13 protein-coding genes are annotated in these 20961 nt (G+C 46.1%); 10 read left to right on the top strand and 3 right to left on the bottom strand.

Annotated elements, in window-relative coordinates:
* Window positions 1-200: 200 nt before the first annotated feature.
* Complete coding sequence (locus tag ACHUFZ_RS16875; protein WP_394128052.1) at window positions 201-1670, bottom strand: glutamate synthase subunit beta; 1470 nt, start codon at window positions 1668-1670, stop codon at window positions 201-203.
* The gene (gene gltB, locus ACHUFZ_RS16870) at window positions 1670-6217 is read right to left on the bottom strand and encodes a glutamate synthase large subunit (protein ID WP_394128051.1); all 4548 of its coding nucleotides are present in this window, start codon (window positions 6215-6217) and stop codon (window positions 1670-1672) included. Before gltB ends, ACHUFZ_RS16875 begins: the two co-directional genes overlap by 1 nt.
* A 534-nt stretch (window positions 6218-6751) precedes the next feature.
* Between gltB and mnmL the strand changes: the two genes are divergently transcribed.
* The 4 genes from mnmL to ACHUFZ_RS16850 all read left to right on the top strand — a co-directional run bounded on the left by mnmL (window position 6752) and on the right by ACHUFZ_RS16850 (window position 12391).
* Window positions 6752-7696 (top strand): tRNA modification radical SAM protein MnmL/YtqA, encoded by a 945-nt coding sequence (mnmL, locus tag ACHUFZ_RS16865; protein WP_394128050.1) that lies wholly within the window; start codon window positions 6752-6754, stop codon window positions 7694-7696.
* A 64-nt stretch (window positions 7697-7760) separates the two neighbouring features.
* On the top strand, window positions 7761-9509 hold the full coding sequence (locus ACHUFZ_RS16860) for a diguanylate cyclase domain-containing protein (RefSeq protein WP_394128049.1): 1749 nt from the start codon (window positions 7761-7763) through the stop codon (window positions 9507-9509).
* A gap of 82 nt (window positions 9510-9591) precedes the next feature.
* Window positions 9592-11943 (top strand): aerobic respiration two-component sensor histidine kinase ArcB, encoded by a 2352-nt coding sequence (gene arcB / locus ACHUFZ_RS16855; RefSeq protein ID WP_394128048.1) that lies wholly within the window; start codon window positions 9592-9594, stop codon window positions 11941-11943.
* Window position 11944: 1 nt separating this feature from the next.
* Window positions 11945-12391, top strand: a complete 447-nt coding sequence (locus ACHUFZ_RS16850) for a hypothetical protein (protein WP_394128047.1) — start codon at window positions 11945-11947, stop codon at window positions 12389-12391.
* A gap of 84 nt (window positions 12392-12475) precedes the next feature.
* On the opposite strand, the gene tolC is transcribed toward ACHUFZ_RS16850, so the two are convergent.
* Window positions 12476-13780, bottom strand: coding sequence for an outer membrane channel protein TolC (gene tolC, locus ACHUFZ_RS16845; protein ID WP_394128046.1), 1305 nt, complete (start codon window positions 13778-13780; stop codon window positions 12476-12478).
* A 232-nt stretch (window positions 13781-14012) separates the two neighbouring features.
* Here tolC and nudF point away from each other — a divergent pair, with 232 nt between their 5' ends.
* The 6 genes from nudF to parC all read left to right on the top strand — a co-directional run bounded on the left by nudF (window position 14013) and on the right by parC (window position 20862).
* A complete protein-coding gene (gene nudF, locus ACHUFZ_RS16840; protein WP_394128045.1) occupies window positions 14013-14642 on the top strand; it encodes an ADP-ribose diphosphatase in 630 nt (209 codons plus the stop codon).
* On the top strand, window positions 14630-15070 hold the full coding sequence (locus tag ACHUFZ_RS16835) for a DUF1249 family protein (RefSeq protein ID WP_134835451.1): 441 nt from the start codon (window positions 14630-14632) through the stop codon (window positions 15068-15070). Before nudF ends, ACHUFZ_RS16835 begins: the two co-directional genes overlap by 13 nt.
* Before the next feature lie 8 nt (window positions 15071-15078).
* Window positions 15079-15900 (top strand): 3',5'-cyclic-AMP phosphodiesterase, encoded by an 822-nt coding sequence (gene cpdA, locus ACHUFZ_RS16830; RefSeq protein ID WP_394128044.1) that lies wholly within the window; start codon window positions 15079-15081, stop codon window positions 15898-15900.
* On the top strand, window positions 15900-16481 hold the full coding sequence (gene yqiA / locus ACHUFZ_RS16825) for an esterase YqiA (RefSeq protein ID WP_394128043.1): 582 nt from the start codon (window positions 15900-15902) through the stop codon (window positions 16479-16481). Before cpdA ends, yqiA begins: the two co-directional genes overlap by 1 nt.
* A 211-nt stretch (window positions 16482-16692) precedes the next feature.
* Window positions 16693-18573 (top strand): DNA topoisomerase IV subunit B, encoded by a 1881-nt coding sequence (gene parE, locus ACHUFZ_RS16820; RefSeq protein WP_394128042.1) that lies wholly within the window; start codon window positions 16693-16695, stop codon window positions 18571-18573.
* A 3-nt stretch (window positions 18574-18576) separates the two neighbouring features.
* Entirely contained in the window at window positions 18577-20862 is a 2286-nt protein-coding gene (gene parC, locus ACHUFZ_RS16815) for a DNA topoisomerase IV subunit A (protein WP_394128041.1), read from the top strand.
* Window positions 20863-20961 lie beyond the last annotated feature (99 nt).

Here is a 20961-nt window from a genome sequence, read left to right as displayed (position 1 = left end):
TACCACTTAATACGCTGTAATAGTCTATATAATTCAGACGCTTAAGGTTTTTAATGTTACAATTTTGCAACATTATCCGTTTCGGGAAAAGAAAAAAGACCAGCACAATGTACTGGTCAAATCATAAAGTTTGGAAGGATTGTTTATTTAATCTTCGCCACCCAGAATCTACTAAAGGAAGTAGCTTGGGTGGCTAGAGATTATGCAGATAGCATCAATGAGTCTGCTTTTGCCTCTAGGTTTGAGTTACCCATTAGGTAATCATCAACGGCGATAGCACATTCACGGCCTTCGTTGATACAACGTACAACCAGAGACTGGCCAGTACGCATATCACCTGCGGCAAAGACACCTTTTTGGTTAGTCGCAAAACCTTCAGTAGCGACGTTACCGCGCTCATCAAGCTTGATGTCTAGCTGCGCTAACACACCAGTTGGTTCTGGGTGCAAAAAGCCCATTGCTAGGAACGCCATATCACACGGAATCACACGTTCACTACCTTCTACTTCTTTGAAGCTTGGACGCTCACCTGGTTTTGCATCTTGCCATACGATGTCAGCAAGGCGTAGACCGGTTACTTCACCTTTATCGTTTCCGACAAACTCTTTAGTCAGAATGTTCCAATGACGATCGACACCTTCTTCATGTGAAGTGGATGTGCGAAGAATCATTGGGTACTGAGGCCAAGGCATATTCGCTGGGCGCTTCTCTGGTGGAATCGGCATGATTTCAACTTGAGTGACGCTTGCTGCTTTATGACGGTTAGACGTACCAACACAGTCAGAGCCGGTATCACCACCACCGATAACAACAACATGCTTACCTTTGGCGTGAATTTCTTCAGTTTTCAGATCCATGCCGTTTGCACGGCGGTTGTTCTGGCCTAGGAATTCCATCGCAAAGTGAACACCTTTAAGTTCACGTCCTGGTACTGGAAGGTTACGAGGAACCGTTGACCCCCCCGTTAGCAGTACCACATCAAACTCTTGGCGTAGTTGCTGTGCATTCACATCAACGCCAATGTGCTGATTGACTTTGAACTCAACGCCAGCTTCAGCCATAAGATTGACCTTGCGATCGATCACATCCATGCCTAGTTTGAAGTCTGGAATGCCGAAACGCAGTAGACCACCGACTTTTTCATCGCGCTCAAACACAGTGACTGAATGACCAGCACTGTTTAGCTGCTCAGCTGCGGCAAGGCCCGCTGGGCCTGAACCGATGATTGCGATCGTTTTACCTGTGCGTGATCGAGGTGTTTTAGGTTTTGCGTACCCTTCACGGTACGCAGTTTCTACAATGGTTTTCTCGATATTACAGATAGTGATTGGATCTTGGTTGATACCTAATACACAAGCACTTTCACACGGAGCAGGACATACTCGACCAGTGAACTCAGGGAAGTTGTTGGTTGAACTTAGAATGTTCCACGCTTCTTCCCAGCTATCACGGTAAACCGCATCGTTGAACTCAGGGATGATGTTACCAATCGGACAACCGTTGTGACAGAAAGGAACGCCACAGTCCATACAACGAGAAGCCTGAGTATTGATCTTGTCACCAAACTCTTCGTTCAGAACGAATTCCTTGTTGTCTTCAATACGAACCGATGGGTCAATCTTCTGAGGAAGCTCACGACCATGTTCTAAAAATCCAGTAGGCTTACCCATTATACTGCCTCCACTTGTTCCGTTTGTGCTTGCTCTGCTTCAGCCTTACGCTTTTGAAGTACCGCTTTGTAGTCACGCGGCATAACCTTAACCATAGAGGCTAGGCTAGCTTCAAAGTTATCAAGGAAAGACTGAGCAACTTCACTTCCTGTGAATTGAACTTGCTTGGTTAGCATCTCTTTCAGTAGTTCGCGGTCTTCTGCTTCGATTGGGTCTAGGTCGACCAGTTCAGAGTTTAGCTTAGTTTCAAAGTCACCAGACTTGTCCCAAACATAAGCCACACCGCCACTCATACCTGCCGCAAAGTTGCGGCCTGTTGAGCCAAGGATTACAGCAACACCGCCAGTCATGTATTCACAACCATGGTCACCGATGCCTTCAACAACGACTTTCGCACCTGAGTTACGAACACAGAAACGCTCACCAGCCATACCGCGAATGTAAGATTCCCCCGAAGTTGCGCCGTAGAAACATACGTTACCAACGACGATGTTGTCTTCAGCGACAATGGTTGATTTCGCGTCTGGGTAAAGCACTAGCGTACCGCCAGATAGACCTTTACCCCAGTAGTCATTTGCATCGCCTTCAACTTCGAACTTAACGCCCTTAGCAAGGAAAGCACCGAATGACTGACCAGCAGAGCCATTGAACTTAACGTTCATTGGTTGAGGTAGACCTTGGTCCTTGTACACCTTAGAGATTTCGTTCGACAGCATGGTACCTGCAGAGCGGTCCGTGTTGATGATAGGGAATTCAGCATTGACTGCTTCACCTTTCTCAAGCGCAGGGATAGCCGCTTGAATCAACTTACGGTCGAGAACTTCTTCTAGGTTGTGGTTTTGCTGCGTTTGGTTGTAAACGCCATCGTCTTCACGCGCTTGCTCGATATGTAGAACAGGCGTTAGATCTAGGTTTTTGTACTTCCAGTGGCCGATATCATCACGAACTTTCAGTTTGTGTGATTGACCCACCATCTCATCGATAGTGCGGTAGCCAAGCTCAGCCATTACTTCACGCAGGCCTTCAGCCATGTATTGGAAGAAGGTAACAACGTCTTCTACGCGGCCATCGAAGCGTTCACGTAGTGTCTTGTTCTGCGTTGCGATACCAACAGGACAGGTGTTCTTATGACACTTACGCATCATGATACAACCTTCAACAACCAATGCGGCTGTTGCCACGCCCCATTCTTCAGCGCCAAGTAGCGTTGCTACTGCTAGATCACGAGGTGTTTTCATCTGACCATCAGACTGTACGACGATACGGTTACGTAGGCCGTTCTTCAGTAGAGTCTGGTGCGTTTCCGCTAGACCAAGTTCCCAAGGTAGACCTGTATGACGGATAGATGACATAGGTGATGCACCTGTACCGCCATCAAAACCTGCGATAAGAACAACGTCAGCTTTCGCTTTCGCTACACCTGATGCGATAGTACCTACACCGGCTTCCGATACTAGCTTCACGTTGACACGGCCTGCGCGGTTAGCGTTTTTCAAGTCGTAGATTAGCTGAGCCAAATCTTCGATTGAGTATATATCGTGGTGTGGCGGTGGTGAGATTAGACCTACGCCTGGAGTCGAGTGACGTGTTGCACCGATCCAATCATCAACCTTATCACCTGGTAGCTGACCACCTTCCCCCGGCTTCGCGCCTTGAGCCATCTTGATCTGTAGCTCATCGGCGTTAGTTAGGTAGTAAGAAGTCACACCAAAGCGGCCTGAAGCAACCTGTTTGATAGCAGAGCGTTCCCAATCCCCGTTTTCTTTACGTTCGAAACGCGTTGGGTCTTCACCACCTTCACCAGAGTTAGACTTCGCACCGATGCGGTTCATCGCAACAGCCAGTGTTGAGTGCGCTTCGTAAGAGATAGAACCGAATGACATTGCACCTGTCGCGAAACGCTTAAGGATGTTTTCGATTGGTTCTACTTCTTCTAGCGGGATTGAACCTGCTGGGTTCTTAACAAAGTCTAGCTGGCTACGTAGCGTTGCTGCGTTATCGCCTTGGTCATCTACCGCTTTCGCGTATTTCTTGAACTGAGCATAGTCTTTGTTACGAGTTGACTCTTGGAGCAGAGAGATAGTTTCAGGGTTAAACAGGTGCTTTTCACCACGCTGTTTCCACTGGTAAACACCACCAACATCAAGAACTTGTACTGGAATTTCACGAGTTGGGTAACCGATACGGTGACGTACTAGGACTTCCTTGGCGATGTCATCAATCGTTAGACCTTGGATACGTGAAACGGTACCAGTGAAGTATTTATCAACGACAGACTTGCTGATACCAAGCGCTTCAAAGATCTGTGCACCGTGGTAAGACTGTAGCGTAGAGATACCCATCTTCGAGAAAATCTTCAGCAGACCGCCGTTGATTGACTTACGGTAGTTCTCAAATAGGTCACGAATATTGGTTTCAGGGTCAAGCTTCTTAGTGCGCTGCAGTTCAACCATAGTTTCGATAACTAGGTATGGGTTCACTGCGTTTGCACCGTAGCCGATTAGGGTTGCAAAGTGGTGCGTTTCACGCGCATCACCTGTCTCAACCACGATGTCACACTTAGCACGCAGACCCTTGCGGATTAGGTGGTGGTGAACCGCGCCAACCGCCAGCATTGCTGGGATAGCTGCGTGGTTAGAGTTAACAGCGCGGTCAGTCAGTAGGATGATGGAGTAACCATCGATGACTGCGTCTTCGGCATACTGACAGATACGCTTCAGCGCACGCTCTAATTTGCCTTCGTCTTCACTTGCTTGGAATACGATGTCTAGTGTCTTCGCTTGAAGGTGTTCGTTATCGATAGCACGTAGCTTCTCTAGCTCAGAGTTAGACAGAACTGGCGACTCAAGCTCTACTTTTTGACAGTGTTCCGGAGACTCTGCAAGTAGGTTCTGATCTTTACCTAGGTAAGTGTTCAGAGACATAACCATGCGCTCACGAATCGGGTCGATTGGCGGGTTAGTTACCTGAGCAAACAGCTGTTTAAAGTAGTTTGATAGATGTTGTGACTGGTGCGAAAGAATCGCGAGTGGCCAGTCGGCACCCATTGCAGAAAGCGGCTCTTTGCCATCTTTCGCCATAGGTACGATGATTTCGTTCACTTCTTCAGAGCTGACACCGAACGCTTGCTGCTTGTGCAGTAGCTTCTCAGGTGAAGGCTGGCTGAATTCGTTGCTCGCATCTGGCAGTTTCTTCAGGCTGAGTAGGTTTTCTTCAACCCACTTTTCGTATGGTTGCGCTGAGGCAATGTCATCTTTCACTTCTTCGTCAGAAATGATGCGACCTTGCTCTAGGTCAGCAACGAAAATACGACCTGGTTGTAGACGACCGCGGAACTCAACGTTCTCTGGTTCAATTTCAACAACGCCAGACTCAGAAGCCATCACTAGGAAGTCATCTTTCGTCACTGTGTAGCGAGAAGGGCGTAGACCGTTACGGTCAAGGGTTGCACCTACTTGAACACCGTCAGTGAAACACACCGATGCTGGGCCATCCCATGGTTCCATAACATTCGCGTGGTACTGGTAGAACGCACGGCGAGTTGGATCCATGTTTTTGTTTTCTTGCCATGCTTCAGGGATCATCATCATTAGCGCATGTGGCAGGCTACGACCAGATAGAACTAGGAGCTCTAGCGCCATATCGAAGTTTGATGAATCTGAGCTGCCTTCCTGACAGATAGGCAGTAGCATGTCGATCTCTGCTTGAGTAAACAAGTCAGATTCGATGATTGCTTCACGGGCTTTCATCCAGTTCAGGTTACCGCGAACTGTGTTGATTTCACCATTGTGAGCAATGTAACGGAAAGGCTGAGCAAGACGCCAGCGTGGGAATGTATTGGTAGAAAAACGAGAGTGAACCAGTGCTAGTGCACTCACCATCGTTGGATTCTGTAGATCTAAGAAGTACTGAGGTACTTGTTCTGTGGTTAGCTGACCTTTGTACACCACTGTCTTGTAAGACATTGAGTTGATGTAGAAGTCGTCACCAATGTTCGACACGCTTTCTAAACATACACGTACAGTGTAGTTACGTAGTACGTATAGTTTACGTTCTAACTCTTCAGGAGTGATGCTAGGACCACCAGAGATAAACACATGCTCAAACTGAGGCTCAGTGCTTAGTGGGTCAGCACCAATCATTGAGTTGTCAGTTGGTAGAACACGGTAACCAATAACGTCTAGTTCAAGGCGTTTAGCATTACGCTCTAGAATGTCGCGACATTGTGCGCGTTTGTGTTCGTCTTTAGGGAAAAGTACGACACCTACACCGTATTTCTCAAATGAAGGCAGCTTAATACCAAGCTTAACGGCTTCTTCTAAAAGAAATTCGTGAGGTTTTTGTAGCAAGATACCGGCACCGTCACCAGAGCAAGGGTCACACCCTTGACCGCCACGGTGTTCCATACGTGCAAGCATATCCAATGCTTGCGTCACTACTTCGTGCGATTTGCGGTTTTTAAGGTGAGCAACAAAACCGATACCACAAGCGTCATGCTCCAGTTCTGGAGTATATAGACCTTGTGAACTTTGCTCTCTATCTACCATGGATACATCCTTCCAGTTCAAATAGGCGCAATTGGGCTAGTCGAAACTAGTTCTACGTCCTGTCCTTTATTTTTATGATTCGAAGTCGCCTAGGTTGGTGACTTTGATTCCATTCCGTATCTCGCAGGAAAAATATTGCGAGAAAAACAATCCTTGGTGTAATCCATTTTTTTTGTATCACAATCTAGTGATTTATATAGGTAGGAGTTGGAAAACACCGATGTTTCGCCGACTTTCTATGTAATTTAAAATACATAAAACAGCAAAATCTGTAAGTATCCTACAATTTAGTTAGGCGGAAATGCAATCAAAACTCGACTCTGTTGCCCACTTTTTCGTCGTTTAAATGAATAATATGTTTAACTTTTGCGTAACAATTAGCCTGAGGCACGTTATTTCTGCATGTTTATTGACTTTGCTTAACTTATCGCCTGTTTGAAATCGTTACATTCTACGCTCGATTATTTTTCAAAACTGTAATTAAATTACACTAATCTTAATGATATTCATTTCGATCTACAGGTAAGAGTTAATATGCAACTTCATGAGCTGGTCAACACTATTGGGCAAGACTTACAACGTCGTTACGGAGAAAAGGTCCACAAGCTGACTTTGCACGGCGGTTTTAGCTGTCCCAATCGCGATGGCACCATAGGTCGCGGCGGTTGTACGTTTTGCAATGTAGCGTCATTTGCGGACGAAGAGGCTCAAGTAAAAAGCATTCATGATCAGTTGATTGATCGCGCAGGTGAGATTGATCGAGCGAAGAAATATCTCGCTTACTTTCAAGCCTACACCAGCACATATGCAGAAGTTCAAGTTCTGAAGAACATGTATGAGGAAGCATTAAAAGCGGCCGACATCGTTGGTTTATGTGTCGGTACTCGTCCCGATTGCGTGCCTGATGCGGTGCTGGATCTATTATCTGGCTATGTCGAGCAGGGATACGAGATTTGGTTGGAGTTAGGGCTGCAGACTGCAAATAATCAGACGCTTAAACGTATTAACCGTGGCCATGACTTTGAATGCTATGCCGAGATTACCAAGCGAGCTCGTGCGTTAGGGATCAAGGTTTGTACACATTTAATAGTTGGTTTACCCAAAGAGACGCGAGAAGATAACGTCGCTACGATGGAGCAAGTACTGGCGGTAGGGACCGACGGTATTAAGTTGCATGGCTTACATATTGTTGAAGGCAGTACCATGGCCAAGGCTTGGAAAGCAGGACGACTGGAAGCTCCTGAGTTTGACGAGTATGTATCTATTGCCAGTGAAATGATCCGCATGACGCCACCAGAGGTGGTTTATCACCGTGTCTCCTCAGCGGCGAGAAGGCCAACGTTACTTGCGCCATTATGGTGTGAAAATCGCTGGCTAGCTATGACGGAGATTGGCCGCGCTTTGAACCGTGATGGGGCTCAGGGGACACTAATCAATCAAGCGTTTATATATACAAAACCAATATTAAAGGCTGAATAGTAAGCAATAAGCTGATATCTTTTGTACCCTTACAATGGGTATGTCATAGAGTTTGAGTATTGGGATGGAGCAAGTATTAGTTTGGTTGTGGGATACGACCCACGGGCATGGTTTTGATCTTGTTATCATCTTACTCGCTATTATTACTACCGCAGCGATCTACGCTCGTAACCAAGCTCATTTAGTTGAGCTTTTGGTCACCACTCCCAATGCTTTACTTCTTATCGATAGCAAGAGCGGTGAATTGCTGCTGGCCAATTCGGTTGCGAGCCAAGTACTCGGCGTTCGTCGGGTTGGCAATAATTTCATGTTACCTGATCTTGTTACCCCGCAGTTTTTACTGACTTCTGTATCACCGTTCACTGGACGGTTTTTCTCAGCTCACACCATCAGTTGGCCGCTATCAAAAAGTCGTAAAATTGAGTTAGATGTGGTTGGGCGTAAGACCATTTTCCGCCGTCGAAGTGCTTGGTTGCTCTACTTTTCTACCCACCAAAAAACGGATGCAGAGTTAAAGAATCAAGTGAACTCTTTATCGATAGTAAAGAGTGCGTTCGACAATTTATCTGAACTGATTTTTATTAAAGATAAAGATGGTCAGATTATTTCAAGTAATCGAGCCTTCCAACGCTTTTGGCACAACCGAGAGGATGAGGGCGTTGCCGATATTGAAGGGGTGATTAAGGGGCGTGCCAGTAAAAGACGTTGGACTGTCACGCCAGATGGCCGAAGTTGTCTGCTTGAGAGTTACCAAAGCGCACTGATTTCGGAGAGCGGTGAGAAAATCGGTACGCTGGGTATTAGCCATGATGTGACGGATTGGCATGATATGCAAAAGAGTCTGCGTGATGAGATGGAAAAGCGTAAAGATACCGAAGTCGCATTGGCGCAGCGCGATACCATTTTGCAGAACATATTAGAATCTAGCCCTGATTCTATTGGTATTTTTAATGAGAACATGGTTTATCAAGCGTGTAATCTGCCGTTTGTTAAAGCGCTTGGTATTGCTGAAGTGGATGATCTTATTGGTAAGCGTTTGCAAGACGTGATTCCTAATGAGTCATACAGTCGCTTATCCGAAACCGATAACAAGGTCCTGCATGAAGGCAAGTCGTTGCGTTATATCGACCGTGTAGTGAACAGCAATGGTCAGTTCATTTGGTACGATGTAGTTAAATCTCCGTTCAGAGATCCTGCATCGGGGACAAATGGGGTGCTGGTGATGGCCCGTGATGTATCGGAGCGATACCTAGCGGAGCAGAAACTTGAAGAAGCCAACCAAGAGCTAGAAAGACTCAGTTTCATCGATAGCCTGACACAAATTGCCAATCGCCGCCGTTTTGATGAGCAGCTCGATACACTGTGGCATATCCATATTCGCGAGCAGAAACCGATGACGGTGATGCTGTGCGATATCGATTACTTCAAAGGTTTCAATGACTATTATGGTCACCAACGCGGTGATGAAGCGTTGATCAAAGTCGCTGAGGTGTTCAAAAAAGTACTACCTCGCTCAAGCGACAGTGTTGCTCGTTATGGTGGTGAGGAGTTTGCTTTTATTTTGCCTAACACTACCTCTGAAGGGGCGAAGAAAGTGGCTGAGCGTATTCATCAAGGTGTCGCTGAGTTAGCGTTGGCACATAATACTTCTAAAGTCTCCGACATCGTCACGGCCAGTATTGGTCTTGTTTCTATTGTTCCACAGCCTCTCGATAATAGTGAGTCCATCGTTGCCTTGGCAGACAGTGCCCTCTATCAGGCCAAAGCGAATGGGCGTAACCAAACCTGTGTGCATCACACATCAGAGAATTAACGTTTTGTTCGTTAAGGATTCTTTTAGCTGTCGCTAGGTAAAACAGGTAGAATTTATCTATCGTTTTTTCGCGGAGCTTTCAATGAAACCGATAAAAAATCTCGCCCAGTATTATGTCGACCTTCTGGTTAAATTGGGTATTCTGCGTTTCTCCATCTTACTTGCTTTAGCTTTGGTTGCGCTTGCGGTCGTTGTTCAAGTGGGTATCACGCTTGTTCTCAATGGTCATGTGGATGATATCGATATTGTCCGCTCTGTCTTCTTTGGCCTACTTATCACTCCTTGGGCGGTCTATTTTCTTTCGGTGGTTGTCGATCAGTTGGAAGAGTCCCGTCAGCGTCTTTCTAAATTGGTTTCAAAACTCAAGGATATGCGTTCTCGCGACCAAGAACTGAATAACCAATTGCAGCAGAACATTGCCAAGCTCAATCAAGAGATTGAAGAGCGTATCAAGGCTGAAGAAGCGCGCGAAGAAGCGATGAAAGATTTGGAAAATGAGGTCTATCAGCGCGAAAAAACCCAGGTAGAACTCGCGGAGCGCACCGCCTTGCTGCGTTCTTTTATCGATGCTTCACCGGATTTGATCTATTACCGCAATGCAGAAGGTGTCTTCTCTGGCTGTAACAGAGCGATGGAAGAACTGACGGGTAAGAAAGAAAGCCAATTGGTTGGTCTAACGCCTTGGGATGTCTATAGCAAAGAAGTCGCTCAGCAAATTGTTGATACTGACCAAAAAGTATTCTCAGACAACCAAGCGTTAACTTATGAGCAATGGTTGGAGTACCCTGATGGACGCCGCAATTACTTTGAACTGCGTAAGGTGCCTTTCTACAGCAAAGATGGCCGCCACCTGGGCTTAGTCGGCTTTGGTCGTGATATTACCGAGCGTAAGCGCCATGAAGAGTCACTAGAAAAAGCCAGTCGCGATAAAACCACCTTCATTTCGACCATTAGCCATGAACTGCGAACACCGCTAAATGGTATCGTTGGTTTAAGTCGTATGCTGCTGGATACGCAAATGACCCAAGAGCAGCGTAGCCACATGCAAACCATCAACGTCAGTGCGATTACGCTTGGCAATATCTTTAACGATATCATCGATATGGATAAATTTGACCGCCGTAAACTGGAGCTTTTCCCGTCAGCGCTCAACTTTGAAGAGTTTGTCGCGGAGATGGAGAGCATTTCGGCACTGATGGCGTCACAGAAGGGATTGCGTTTTGATCTCGAAAGGTTGAGCGAACTGCCAAGCGGAATTGAGGTCGATGCGACACGCCTACGTCAGGTGCTTTGGAACCTTATCAGCAATGCGATGAAGTTCACCAAAGAGGGCGGGGTGGTAATGACCGTGAGCTCTGAAGTGATCGATGAACATGCTCATATCATTATGGAAATCGAAGACAGCGGTATTGGTATTCCAGAATCTGAGCTGGATAAGATCTTCGCAATGTACTACCAAGTGAAATCTGGCAAAGACAACTTGCATGCAGTGGGTACCGGCATTGGCTTAGCGGTATCTAAGCAACTGATCAACATGATGGATGGTGATATTACCGTTTCGAGCGAAGAAGGTTTTGGTAGTACCTTTACCGTGACTATTTGTGTGCCATTGGCTGAAGTTGAATTGCCTCAATCGGTGGCTTCACTGCAGTCGCAAGAACTGAACATCTTTATGGTTGAAGATATTGAACTCAACATCACTGTGGCTCGTTCGTTACTGGAGAGCATGGGTCATGAAGTGTCAGTCGCGATGAATGGCGCTGAAGCAATGGAGATGTTTGATCCTGAAATCTACGATTTGGTGTTCCTTGATATCCAATTGCCTGATATGACGGGTTTTGATATTGCCGAGTACTTCCGCCGCACTTACTCAGATCTTCCGCCGCTGGTGGCACTGACGGCAAATGTATTGAAGAATAAGCAAGAATATCTTGAAAGAGGTATGGATGACGCCATCAGTAAGCCGCTCTCAGTGACAGCAGTGCAGGATGTATTAGCCAAGTTTACTCAGGGTGAAACAGAAGCGGTCATAGCGCAGGCTGAGGTGGCTGAAACTGTCCCTGAAGGCGGCTCGATATACGCTCAATTACTCGATCTAGAAATGCTTGAATCTTACGTCAGTATTGTTGGTTCGCAACCAGTGCTAGATAGTATTCAAATGTTTGAAGATATGATGCCTGACTATCTACAAGTGCTTGATTCTAATATGGTCGCAAGACACCAAGAAGGGATTGTCTCTGAAGCGCATAAAATTAAAGGTGCAGCGGGTTCTATTGGTTTGAAACATATTCAAAGAGTGGCCCAGAAAGCGCAATCGCCGGATTTACCTGCTTGGTGGGAAAATATCGATGATTGGGTTGAAGAAATGAAGAATGAGTATGAAAATGATATTCAAATACTCAAAGAATGGCTCAATAACAACACAGGTAAATAAAATGAAAAAAGTAGCATTAGTTTCGCTCGGTGTCGCTTTGTTGGCCGGTTGTGCGACTCAGCAAGTGGGCTGGGAGCAAGATAATCAAGCAGTGATTGCGGAGTCAACAGTAACGCTTAAGAGTAACCTTTGGTTGAACAAAATGCCGACCATCGGTGAAGTGCAAGATAGTACCTTGCATGGCGCACTCTATTTAGAGTCAGACGCAACGTTACCTGCTGAGTTAGATGTCGAGAATATTTCGATTCAGCAAGGTGATGAGACTTGGGTAATTGATGGCGATTTGCTTGAGATGCGCACCCATAGCCCGAACCAGTGGGAAGTGGTGTTTGTTTGGCAATTCCCAGTCGACCCTAATCAACCTGTTAACGTTGCTTTGCTGCTTAATAACAATGACAAAGTTGAGTGGCTAGTTGAGAACAACGTTCAGATTGATACTGTTTACTGATCGTTGATAAAACTCTTCGATGTTAAAAAAGGCTGACCCCATACGGAGTCAGCCTTTTTCACGTAAAGCCAATAGAATTACTGATTAGCTTTTCTTAAGACCAGCGTTGATATCTAGGATATCTTGCTCGCTTAGTGTACCTACTGCTTGACGTAGCTGAAGGACACTTAGGATGTAGTCGTAACGCGCGTTTGATAGGCTCTTGTTCGCATCGTAAAGGCGACGAGTCGAATCCAGTACGTCAACGATAGTACGTGTACCTACATCGAAGCCTGCTTCTGTCGCTTCTAGTGCTGATTGAGCTGAAACTACCGTTTGCTCATACGCACGTAGTGCACCGATTGAGGCGTTGATGTTGTTATTAAATGCACGAACATCTTTAACTACACTGCGGTATGTTGCTTCTAGATCTTGGCTTGCTGCAACATAGCTGAATTCAGCTTGTTTGGTTTGTGAGCTAATGTTACCACCAGTGTATAGTGGAACCACTAGGTTCACGCCAACGTTGAAGTCGTTGTAGTCACCAACAAAGCCTGCGTTATCATTGCTTTCATCGCCGTAATTGTAGCCACCATCTAAGGTTAGAGATGGTAAGTGGCCTGAACTTGCCAGTGAAATGTTATCTTTCGCTACGTCTTGAGCGATACGCGCAGACAGTAGGCTTAGGTTTTTCTGCTGAGCTTCATCGACTAGCGCGTCGATTGCTGTCGAAGTTTTGCTTGCAGAGAAACGTTTAGTATCAAGCACATCTAAGTTCGAGTGTTCTTGACCAGTAATCTCACGTAGACCTTCATAGCTGTTCACTAGGTCATTTTGCGCTAATACTTCATCAGCGAGTACTGCATCGTATTGTGCTTGCGCATCATGTACGTCGGTGATTGCCGATAGACCCACTTCAAAACGTTGCTTAGTTTGTTCTAGCTGACGGCCAACTGCCGCTTTTTCTGCTTGAACAAATTCAAGGTTGTCTTGAGCACGCAGTACATCGAAGTATGCCGTTGAAACTCGTAGAATCAATGCTTGTTGGCTTGCAGCGTAAGAAGCGTCTGCTTGGCGAGCACTCTTTTCAGAGATATCCAAAGTCAGCCAGCTTGAACGTTGGTAAAGTTCTTGAGAGAAGTTAATTCCTGCTGTGAGCTTATCACTTTCTCTTTGATCAACATCACTTCGGTTGATGTTGTAACCCGCAGTTAAGTTAATCTGCGGTAGCAAAGATGAACGACTAGAAGTCACTGACTCAAATGCGGCATCACGCTGAGCAGCTGCGCTAAGTAGCGTAGGGTCGTTTTCTTTCGCTTGATTATAAATGTCTGCCAGTGTGTCAGCGAAAGCGTTAGTGCTTAGTCCGCCTAGTGCTGCACTGATAAATAGTGGAAGCAGTTTCTTCATTAGTCCTATTCCTGCCAAAATATGAAAAAGGTGTCTCATCGGGAGTTTAACTCAATTGATGGTAAATCACTCTATACTTTGCAAAGTTTTACACTTAACTATCCACTTGTACAATAAATTTAATTCATCAATTTAACTGAATCTATAAAAATTGTATAAAAAGTTGAACCATGCCCTTGGAAGTTAAGCTTTTGTCTGAGTAAACTATAAGATTCACTCAGAGAGGTGCCAAATGCAACAGTCTGACAATCAAGATGAACAGTTTACTCGCCAAGATGTGGAAATAATCTCAAAAGAAACACTGTTTCAGGGTTTTTTTAGAATGGTGAAATATCGCTTCAAACATAGATTGTTTGAAGGTGGCTGGAGTGAGCCGATCGAGCGCGAAATGTTTGAACGTGGTCATGCTGCTGCAATGCTTCCTTATGATCCTATTCGTGATCAGGTCGTGATTATTGAACAAATTCGCGTCGGAGCAATGGAACACCAAAGCCCTTGGCAGCTTGAGATTGTCGCCGGGATGATTGACCAAGGTGAAGTTGCGGAAGACGTCGTGCGCCGCGAAGCAGTTGAAGAAGCAGGAATTGAAGTCGGGTTATTGGAAAAAGTGACCTCTTACTACCCTTCTTCAGGCGGCTGTTCTGAGATGCTGGATGTGTTTGTTGGCCAAGTCGATGCGAGCACAGCGTATGGCGTTCATGGTTTAGACTATGAAGGGGAGGATATTCGTGTTCACGTTATGTCTCGTCAACAAGCTTACCAGTGGGTTATCGATGGGAAATTTGAAAATGGCGCCTCTATCATTGCTTTGCAGTGGCTAGAGCTCAATCATCAACGTTTGAAAGAAGAATGGAACAAGTAGCAATTAAGAAACCGTATCATGTTGATTTATCTGATTTGATGCGGACATATGAAACAAACTACGCCAAATTGAATGCTTTGCTGCCTAATCAGCCGAGTGTCGATGACGTACGTTGCTACCAAGCGGCCAATATGACCTACCAAATTCAAGTGGTAGAAGTCACAAAGTACACAACTTTGGTCGATATTTGTCAAAGTGATGACGTTCCAGTATTTCCATTACCTACGATGTCTGTCAGGCTCTACCACGATGCTCGCGTAGCAGAAGTATGCGCTTGTGACCATCTGAAACGTGTGAATGCCCGATACGATTATCCAAATGAGAAAATGCTCCAACAAGATGAAAAGGTTCAGCTCAACCGTTTTTTGGGTGATTGGCTTTCATTTTGTTTAAGACAGGGTATTAGTCGCACCCCATTGAATATTTAGGGTTTGTTTTGAAAGTTACGTCTATTTCATCAGATCAAAACAGCATCAAGCTGCTACAAGTCACCGACACTCATCTGTTTGAGCCGTTGGACGGTAGCTTGTTAAGTGTCAAAACTCTCGACAGCTTTCATGCAGTTGTCGATGCAATTGTTGATTGTGGAGCAAGCTTCGATGCGATGCTCTCAACTGGTGATATCTCCCAAGACCATAGTGCGGTCTCTTATCAGCACTTTGAACAAGGCATCGAAAAGCTTGAACTGCCATGTTTCTGGTTGCCGGGGAACCACGATTTTAAGCCGAGCATGAACTCGGTGCTGCCTTCTAGCCAGATTCAGCAAGTTGAACACGTGTTGCTTGGTGAACACTGGCAAATGGTGCTGCTTGACTCACAGGTAGTGGGTGTACCACACGGCTTCTTAACTGAGCAGCAGTTAACCATGCTCGATGAAAAGCTGACTGAGTACCCTGAGCGTAATACGTTGGTGTTGCTGCACCATCATCCGATCTTGGTCGGGAGTCGCTGGCTCGATCAGCATACGCTTAAAGAAGCGGACAGCTTTTGGAATGTGGTAGAAAAGCATAACAACGTTAAGGCGGTAGTGTGTGGCCATGTTCATCAAGATATGAACGTGATGCATAAAGGCGTCCAAGTAATGTCGACTCCATCAACCTGCGTGCAGTTTAAACCTAACTGTGATGACTTTTCTCTCGATACTTTATCACCAGGCTGGCGTGAACTAGAGCTGCACAACGATGGCTCAGTCTCTACTGAAGTGAAACGTTTAAAACCAGGCAGCTTCCAACCCGATTTTAATTCTGCAGGCTACTAATGAAACCGTCATTGCTACTTTATATCCATGGCTTTAACAGCTCACCTTTATCGCACAAAGCGAACGTAATGAAAGCGTACTGCGAAGAGCAGAGGCCAGATATCAAAGTAGTCATCCCGCGTTTACCGTGCTTCCCGCAGTCGGCTTCTGCACTGCTGTTGGATATCGTTAATCAATATAAAGACGATTATCGTATCGGATTGGTGGGCAGCTCTCTTGGTGGCTATATGTCAATGTGGCTTAATGCTCAGTTTGGCTTTAAGGCGGTGGTGGTCAACCCTGCGGTAAAACCTTACGAGTTACTGGTCGACTTTCTTGGTGAGCAAGAAAACCCATATACCAACGAAAAGTACTTTCTGGAAGCTGTGCATATTGATGAGCTCAAAGCGTTAGATACACCATCGATTGCATCCCCGTCTGACTTTTGGCTATTGCAGCAAGTGGAAGATGAAGTTCTTGATTATCGCCAAGCCGTGACACATTTTTCCGGTGCTAGACAAACGGTAGAAGAAGGGGGGGATCATAGCTTTGTTGACTTCGAACGTTACCCTGCACAAATCATCGAATTCTTACAACTCTGACTCTCATTGAGGGAAGAGTCATAATTTTACTTGTTACTTACTTATCTCTCTTGACATAATTAGGTCTGTTCCAGACTATGTTTCTCCTGTGCTAAGCAGGATTTAAAGCGATTCGAATTTGTTCGCACTCTCAATGAGTAAAAATCATTGAGCATATATTTACCTGCCTGTTTAGCTACTCCATTTATTCTTTATAAAGATATTCCGTATTATGACTGAACAATATAATGCGAAAGACCTTTCGGTTCTTGAAGGTCTTGACCCAGTACGACATCGTCCTGGCATGTATACCGAGACAGAGCGTCCAAACCATCTTGCACAAGAGGTTATTGATAACTCGGTCGATGAAGCACTTGCTGGGCATGCAAAAAAGATCAAAGTCATTCTCCATGCTGACCAATCACTAGAAGTGATCGATGATGGTCGAGGCATGCCGGTTGATATTCACCCTGAGAAAGGTATCTCAGGTGTCGAACTTATTATGACCAAGCTACATGCTGGTGGTAAGTTCTCTAACGACAACTATAAGTTTTCTGGCGGTCTACACGGCGTTGGTATCTCAGTAGTAAATGCGCTCTCTAAGCGCGTTGAAGTGACTGTGCGACGTGGTGGTGAAATACATGAAATTGCTTTTGAAGGCGGTAACGCAGTCACTGAACTTACTGTGACAGGCACTTGTGGTCACCGTAATACCGGTACTTCAGTACATTTCTGGCCAGACGCAAAATACTTCGATAGCTACAAATTCTCCGCGTTACGCTTGGTGAACAACCTGCGTGCGAAAGCGGTTCTTTGCCCTGGATTAGAGATTACTTTCAGCGACAAAGTGAACAACGAAGAACATAAGTGGTTCTATGAAGATGGCCTAAAAGACTACCTTTCTGAAGGTGTTAAAGGCTATGAAGTTCTTCCTGCGGAACCGTATATCGGCGAGTTTACTGCTGATACGGAGATGGCCACGTGGGCGGTGATCTGGCAGCCAGAAGGCGGCGAGATGATCACAGAAAGTTACGTTAACTTGGTCCCAACCAAGCAAGGTGGTACGCACGTTAACGGTCTACGCCAAGGTCTACTTGATGCGATGCGTGAGTTCTGTGAGTTCCGTAACTTGCTTCCTCGCGGGGTTAAGCTAACTGGTGACGATATCTTTGACCGCTGTTCTTACGTTTTATCGGTGAAGATGCAAGATCCTCAGTTTGCCGGTCAAACTAAAGAGCGTCTCTCATCGCGTCAAACAGCAGCGTTTGTTTCTGGCGTCGTAAAAGATGCCTTCAGCTTGTGGTTAAACGAAAAACCGCAACTTGCTGAACAACTGGCAGAAGTGTGTATTGCTAATGCTCACCGCCGTATGCGCGCAAGCAAGAAAGTTGTGCGTAAGAAGGTGGCATCAGGCCCTGCACTGCCAGGCAAGCTGACAGACTGTTCTGTGCAAGATTTAAATCGCACTGAAATCTTCTTTGTCGAGGGTGACTCGGCAGGCGGCTCAGCGAAACAAGCCCGTGATCGTGAGTTCCAAGCTGTGATGCCACTGCGTGGTAAGATCTTGAATACATGGGAAGTCTCTGCAGACCAGGTACTCGCGTCTCAAGAAGTGCATGACATTTCGGTGGCGCTGGGCATCGACCCTGATAACGATAATCTCGATGGCCTACGTTACGGCAAAGTCTGTATCCTTGCCGATGCGGACTCGGATGGTCTACACATCGCGACGTTATTATGTGCTCTGTTTACTCGTCACTTCCGCGCGCTAGTGGAAGCGGGTCATATCTATGTTGCGATGCCTCCTCTGTATCGTATCGACTGCGGCAAAGAAGTGTTCTATGCCCTAGATGATGATGAGAAAGAGGGCATCTTAGAGCGCCTATCGAAGAAAAAAGCCAAAATCAACGTGCAGCGATTCAAAGGTCTGGGTGAGATGAACCCACTTCAGCTGCGTGAAACAACCATGGATCCAAATACTCGCCGTCTGGTTCAGTTAACCATTGATGACAATGAGCAGACCATGGAAATGATGGATATGTTGCTAGGTAAGAAGCGTGCGGATGACCGTCGACACTGGCTGCAATCTAACGGTGATATGGCAGAGGTTTAATGAATGTCTAGTGAGATTACATACGATGGCGTTGAACAGTTGCCGATGCGCAAGTTCACCGAAGACGCTTATCTGAATTACTCAATGTACGTAATTATGGACCGCGCATTGCCATACATTGGCGATGGTTTGAAACCGGTTCAACGACGTATTATTTATGCAATGTCGGAGCTTGGTCTCTCGGCAGCAGCAAAATATAAAAAATCAGCACGTACCGTTGGTGACGTGTTAGGTAAATACCATCCACACGGCGACTCTGCGTGTTATGAAGCGATGGTATTAATGGCACAACCATTCTCTTACCGTTACCCACTAGTCGACGGTCAAGGTAACTGGGGTGCTCCAGACGACCCTAAGTCGTTCGCCGCGATGCGTTATACCGAAGCGAAACTGTCTAAGTTTGCTGAAGTACTGCTAGGTGAACTTGGCCAAGGTACGGTCGAGTGGCAGCCTAACTTTGACGGCACGATGAAAGAGCCGCAAATGCTACCTGCGCGTCTACCGCACATTCTATTGAATGGTGTGACCGGTATCGCCGTAGGTATGGCTACTGATATTCCGCCTCACAATGTGCGTGAAGTGGCTGATGCAGCGATTCACTTGATCGATCATCCTAAAGCAGAACTGCCGGACGTGATGAACTTTGTTCAAGGTCCTGATTACCCGACCGAAGCAGAGATCATTTCACCTAGAGCGGATCTTGAGAAGATCTACCGCACTGGTCGCGGCAGTATCAAGATGCGTGCGGTCTGGCATAAAGAAGGCTCTGATATTGTTATCACTGCTTTGCCACACCAGGTATCGGGCGCGAAGCTGCTTGAACAGATTGCTAACCAAATGCGCGCGAAAAAGCTGCCAATGGTGGATGATCTGCGTGATGAATCGGATCATGAGAACCCAACGCGTATTGTTGTTGTGCCTCGTTCAAACCGAATCGACTGTGACCAGTTGATGAACCACCTGTTTGCGTCAACGGATTTAGAGAAAAATTTCCGTGTAAACCTGAACATGATTGGTCTCGACAACCGTCCACAGGTGAAAGGTCTAGTACAGATTCTTTCTGAGTGGATTGAGTTCCGTCGCACTACCGTTCGTCGTCGTTTACAGTACCGTCTTGATAAAGTGATGGCGCGTTTGCACATCCTTGAAGGTTTGTTGATTGCGTATCTAAACCTTGATGAAGTGATCGAGATCATCCGCACTGAAGATGATCCTAAAGCGGTATTAATGGCACGCTTTGGCATTACCGAAATTCAAGCGGACGCGATTCTAGATACCAAACTTCGTCACCTAGCTAAGCTAGAAGAGATGAAAATCCGTGGCGAGCAAGATGAGCTTGAAAAAGAGCGTGAGAAGCTAGAGAAACTACTTGGCTCTGAGCGTCGGATGAATACCTTACTGAAGAAAGAGATTCAAGCTGACGCAGATAAGTACGGTGATGATCGTCGTTCTCCTCTGGTTGAGCGTGCTGAAGCGAAGGCACTGACTGAACGCGATCTAGTTCCAAGTGAACCAATCACAGTTGTTCTATCAGAGAAAGGCTGGATTCGCCACGCGAAAGGGCATGATGTTGATGCTGAAGGGTTAAACTACAAGTCTGGTGATAACTACCTTGCTCATGCGCGCGGTAAGAGTAGCCAGCAAGCGGTATTCCTTGGCAATGATGGCCGAAGCTACTCGCTAGAATCTCATTCTTTGCCATCTGCACGTAGCCAAGGTGAGCCAATTACGGGTCGTCTTAACATCAATGCAGGCACCAGCATTCGCCATGTTGTGATGGGTGAAGAAGAGCAGCTATGGTTGATCGGTTCTGATGCAGGTTATGGCTTTGTTTGTAAGGGCAGTGACTTACTGTCTAAGAACAAGAGTGGTAAGGCATTGGTGACACTGCCTGCTAATTCTGAAGTGATTTCTCCGCAAACCATCAGTAATTTAGATACCGATGAAATCCTGACGATTACTAACCAAGGCCGAATGCTGCTGTTCCCAATTAAGGATTTGCCTCAGCTTGGTAAAGGTAAGGGTAATAAGATCATCAACATTCCGGCTGCGAAGGCGAAAGAGCGTGAAGAGTATGTCTCTCACTTAATCTCTTTGCCGCAGGGAAGTTCGGTGACCTTGTATGCTGGTAAGCGTAAGTTAGGGCTGAAAGCGTCCGATCTAGAGAACTTCCGTGGCGAGCGTGGCCGTCGTGGCGGTCTGTTGCCAAGAGGCTTGCAGCGAGTGACGCGCATAGATATAGAATCAGCGGCTGAAAGTTCAGATTTAGAAGAGTCTCAAGAATCCTAACAAAAACCCCATGTCAAGGCATTAATGCCGATCGGTTTAGAGACTTGAATGATCCTCGGGACGTATGATAATCCCCACTAACAAAGTTAGTGGGGATTT

Source organism: Vibrio hepatarius, from assembly GCF_043642085.1.
GTDB classification, from domain to species: Bacteria; Pseudomonadota; Gammaproteobacteria; order Enterobacterales; family Vibrionaceae; genus Vibrio; species Vibrio hepatarius_C.
This window is presented reverse-complemented; position numbering and strand designations above follow the sequence as displayed.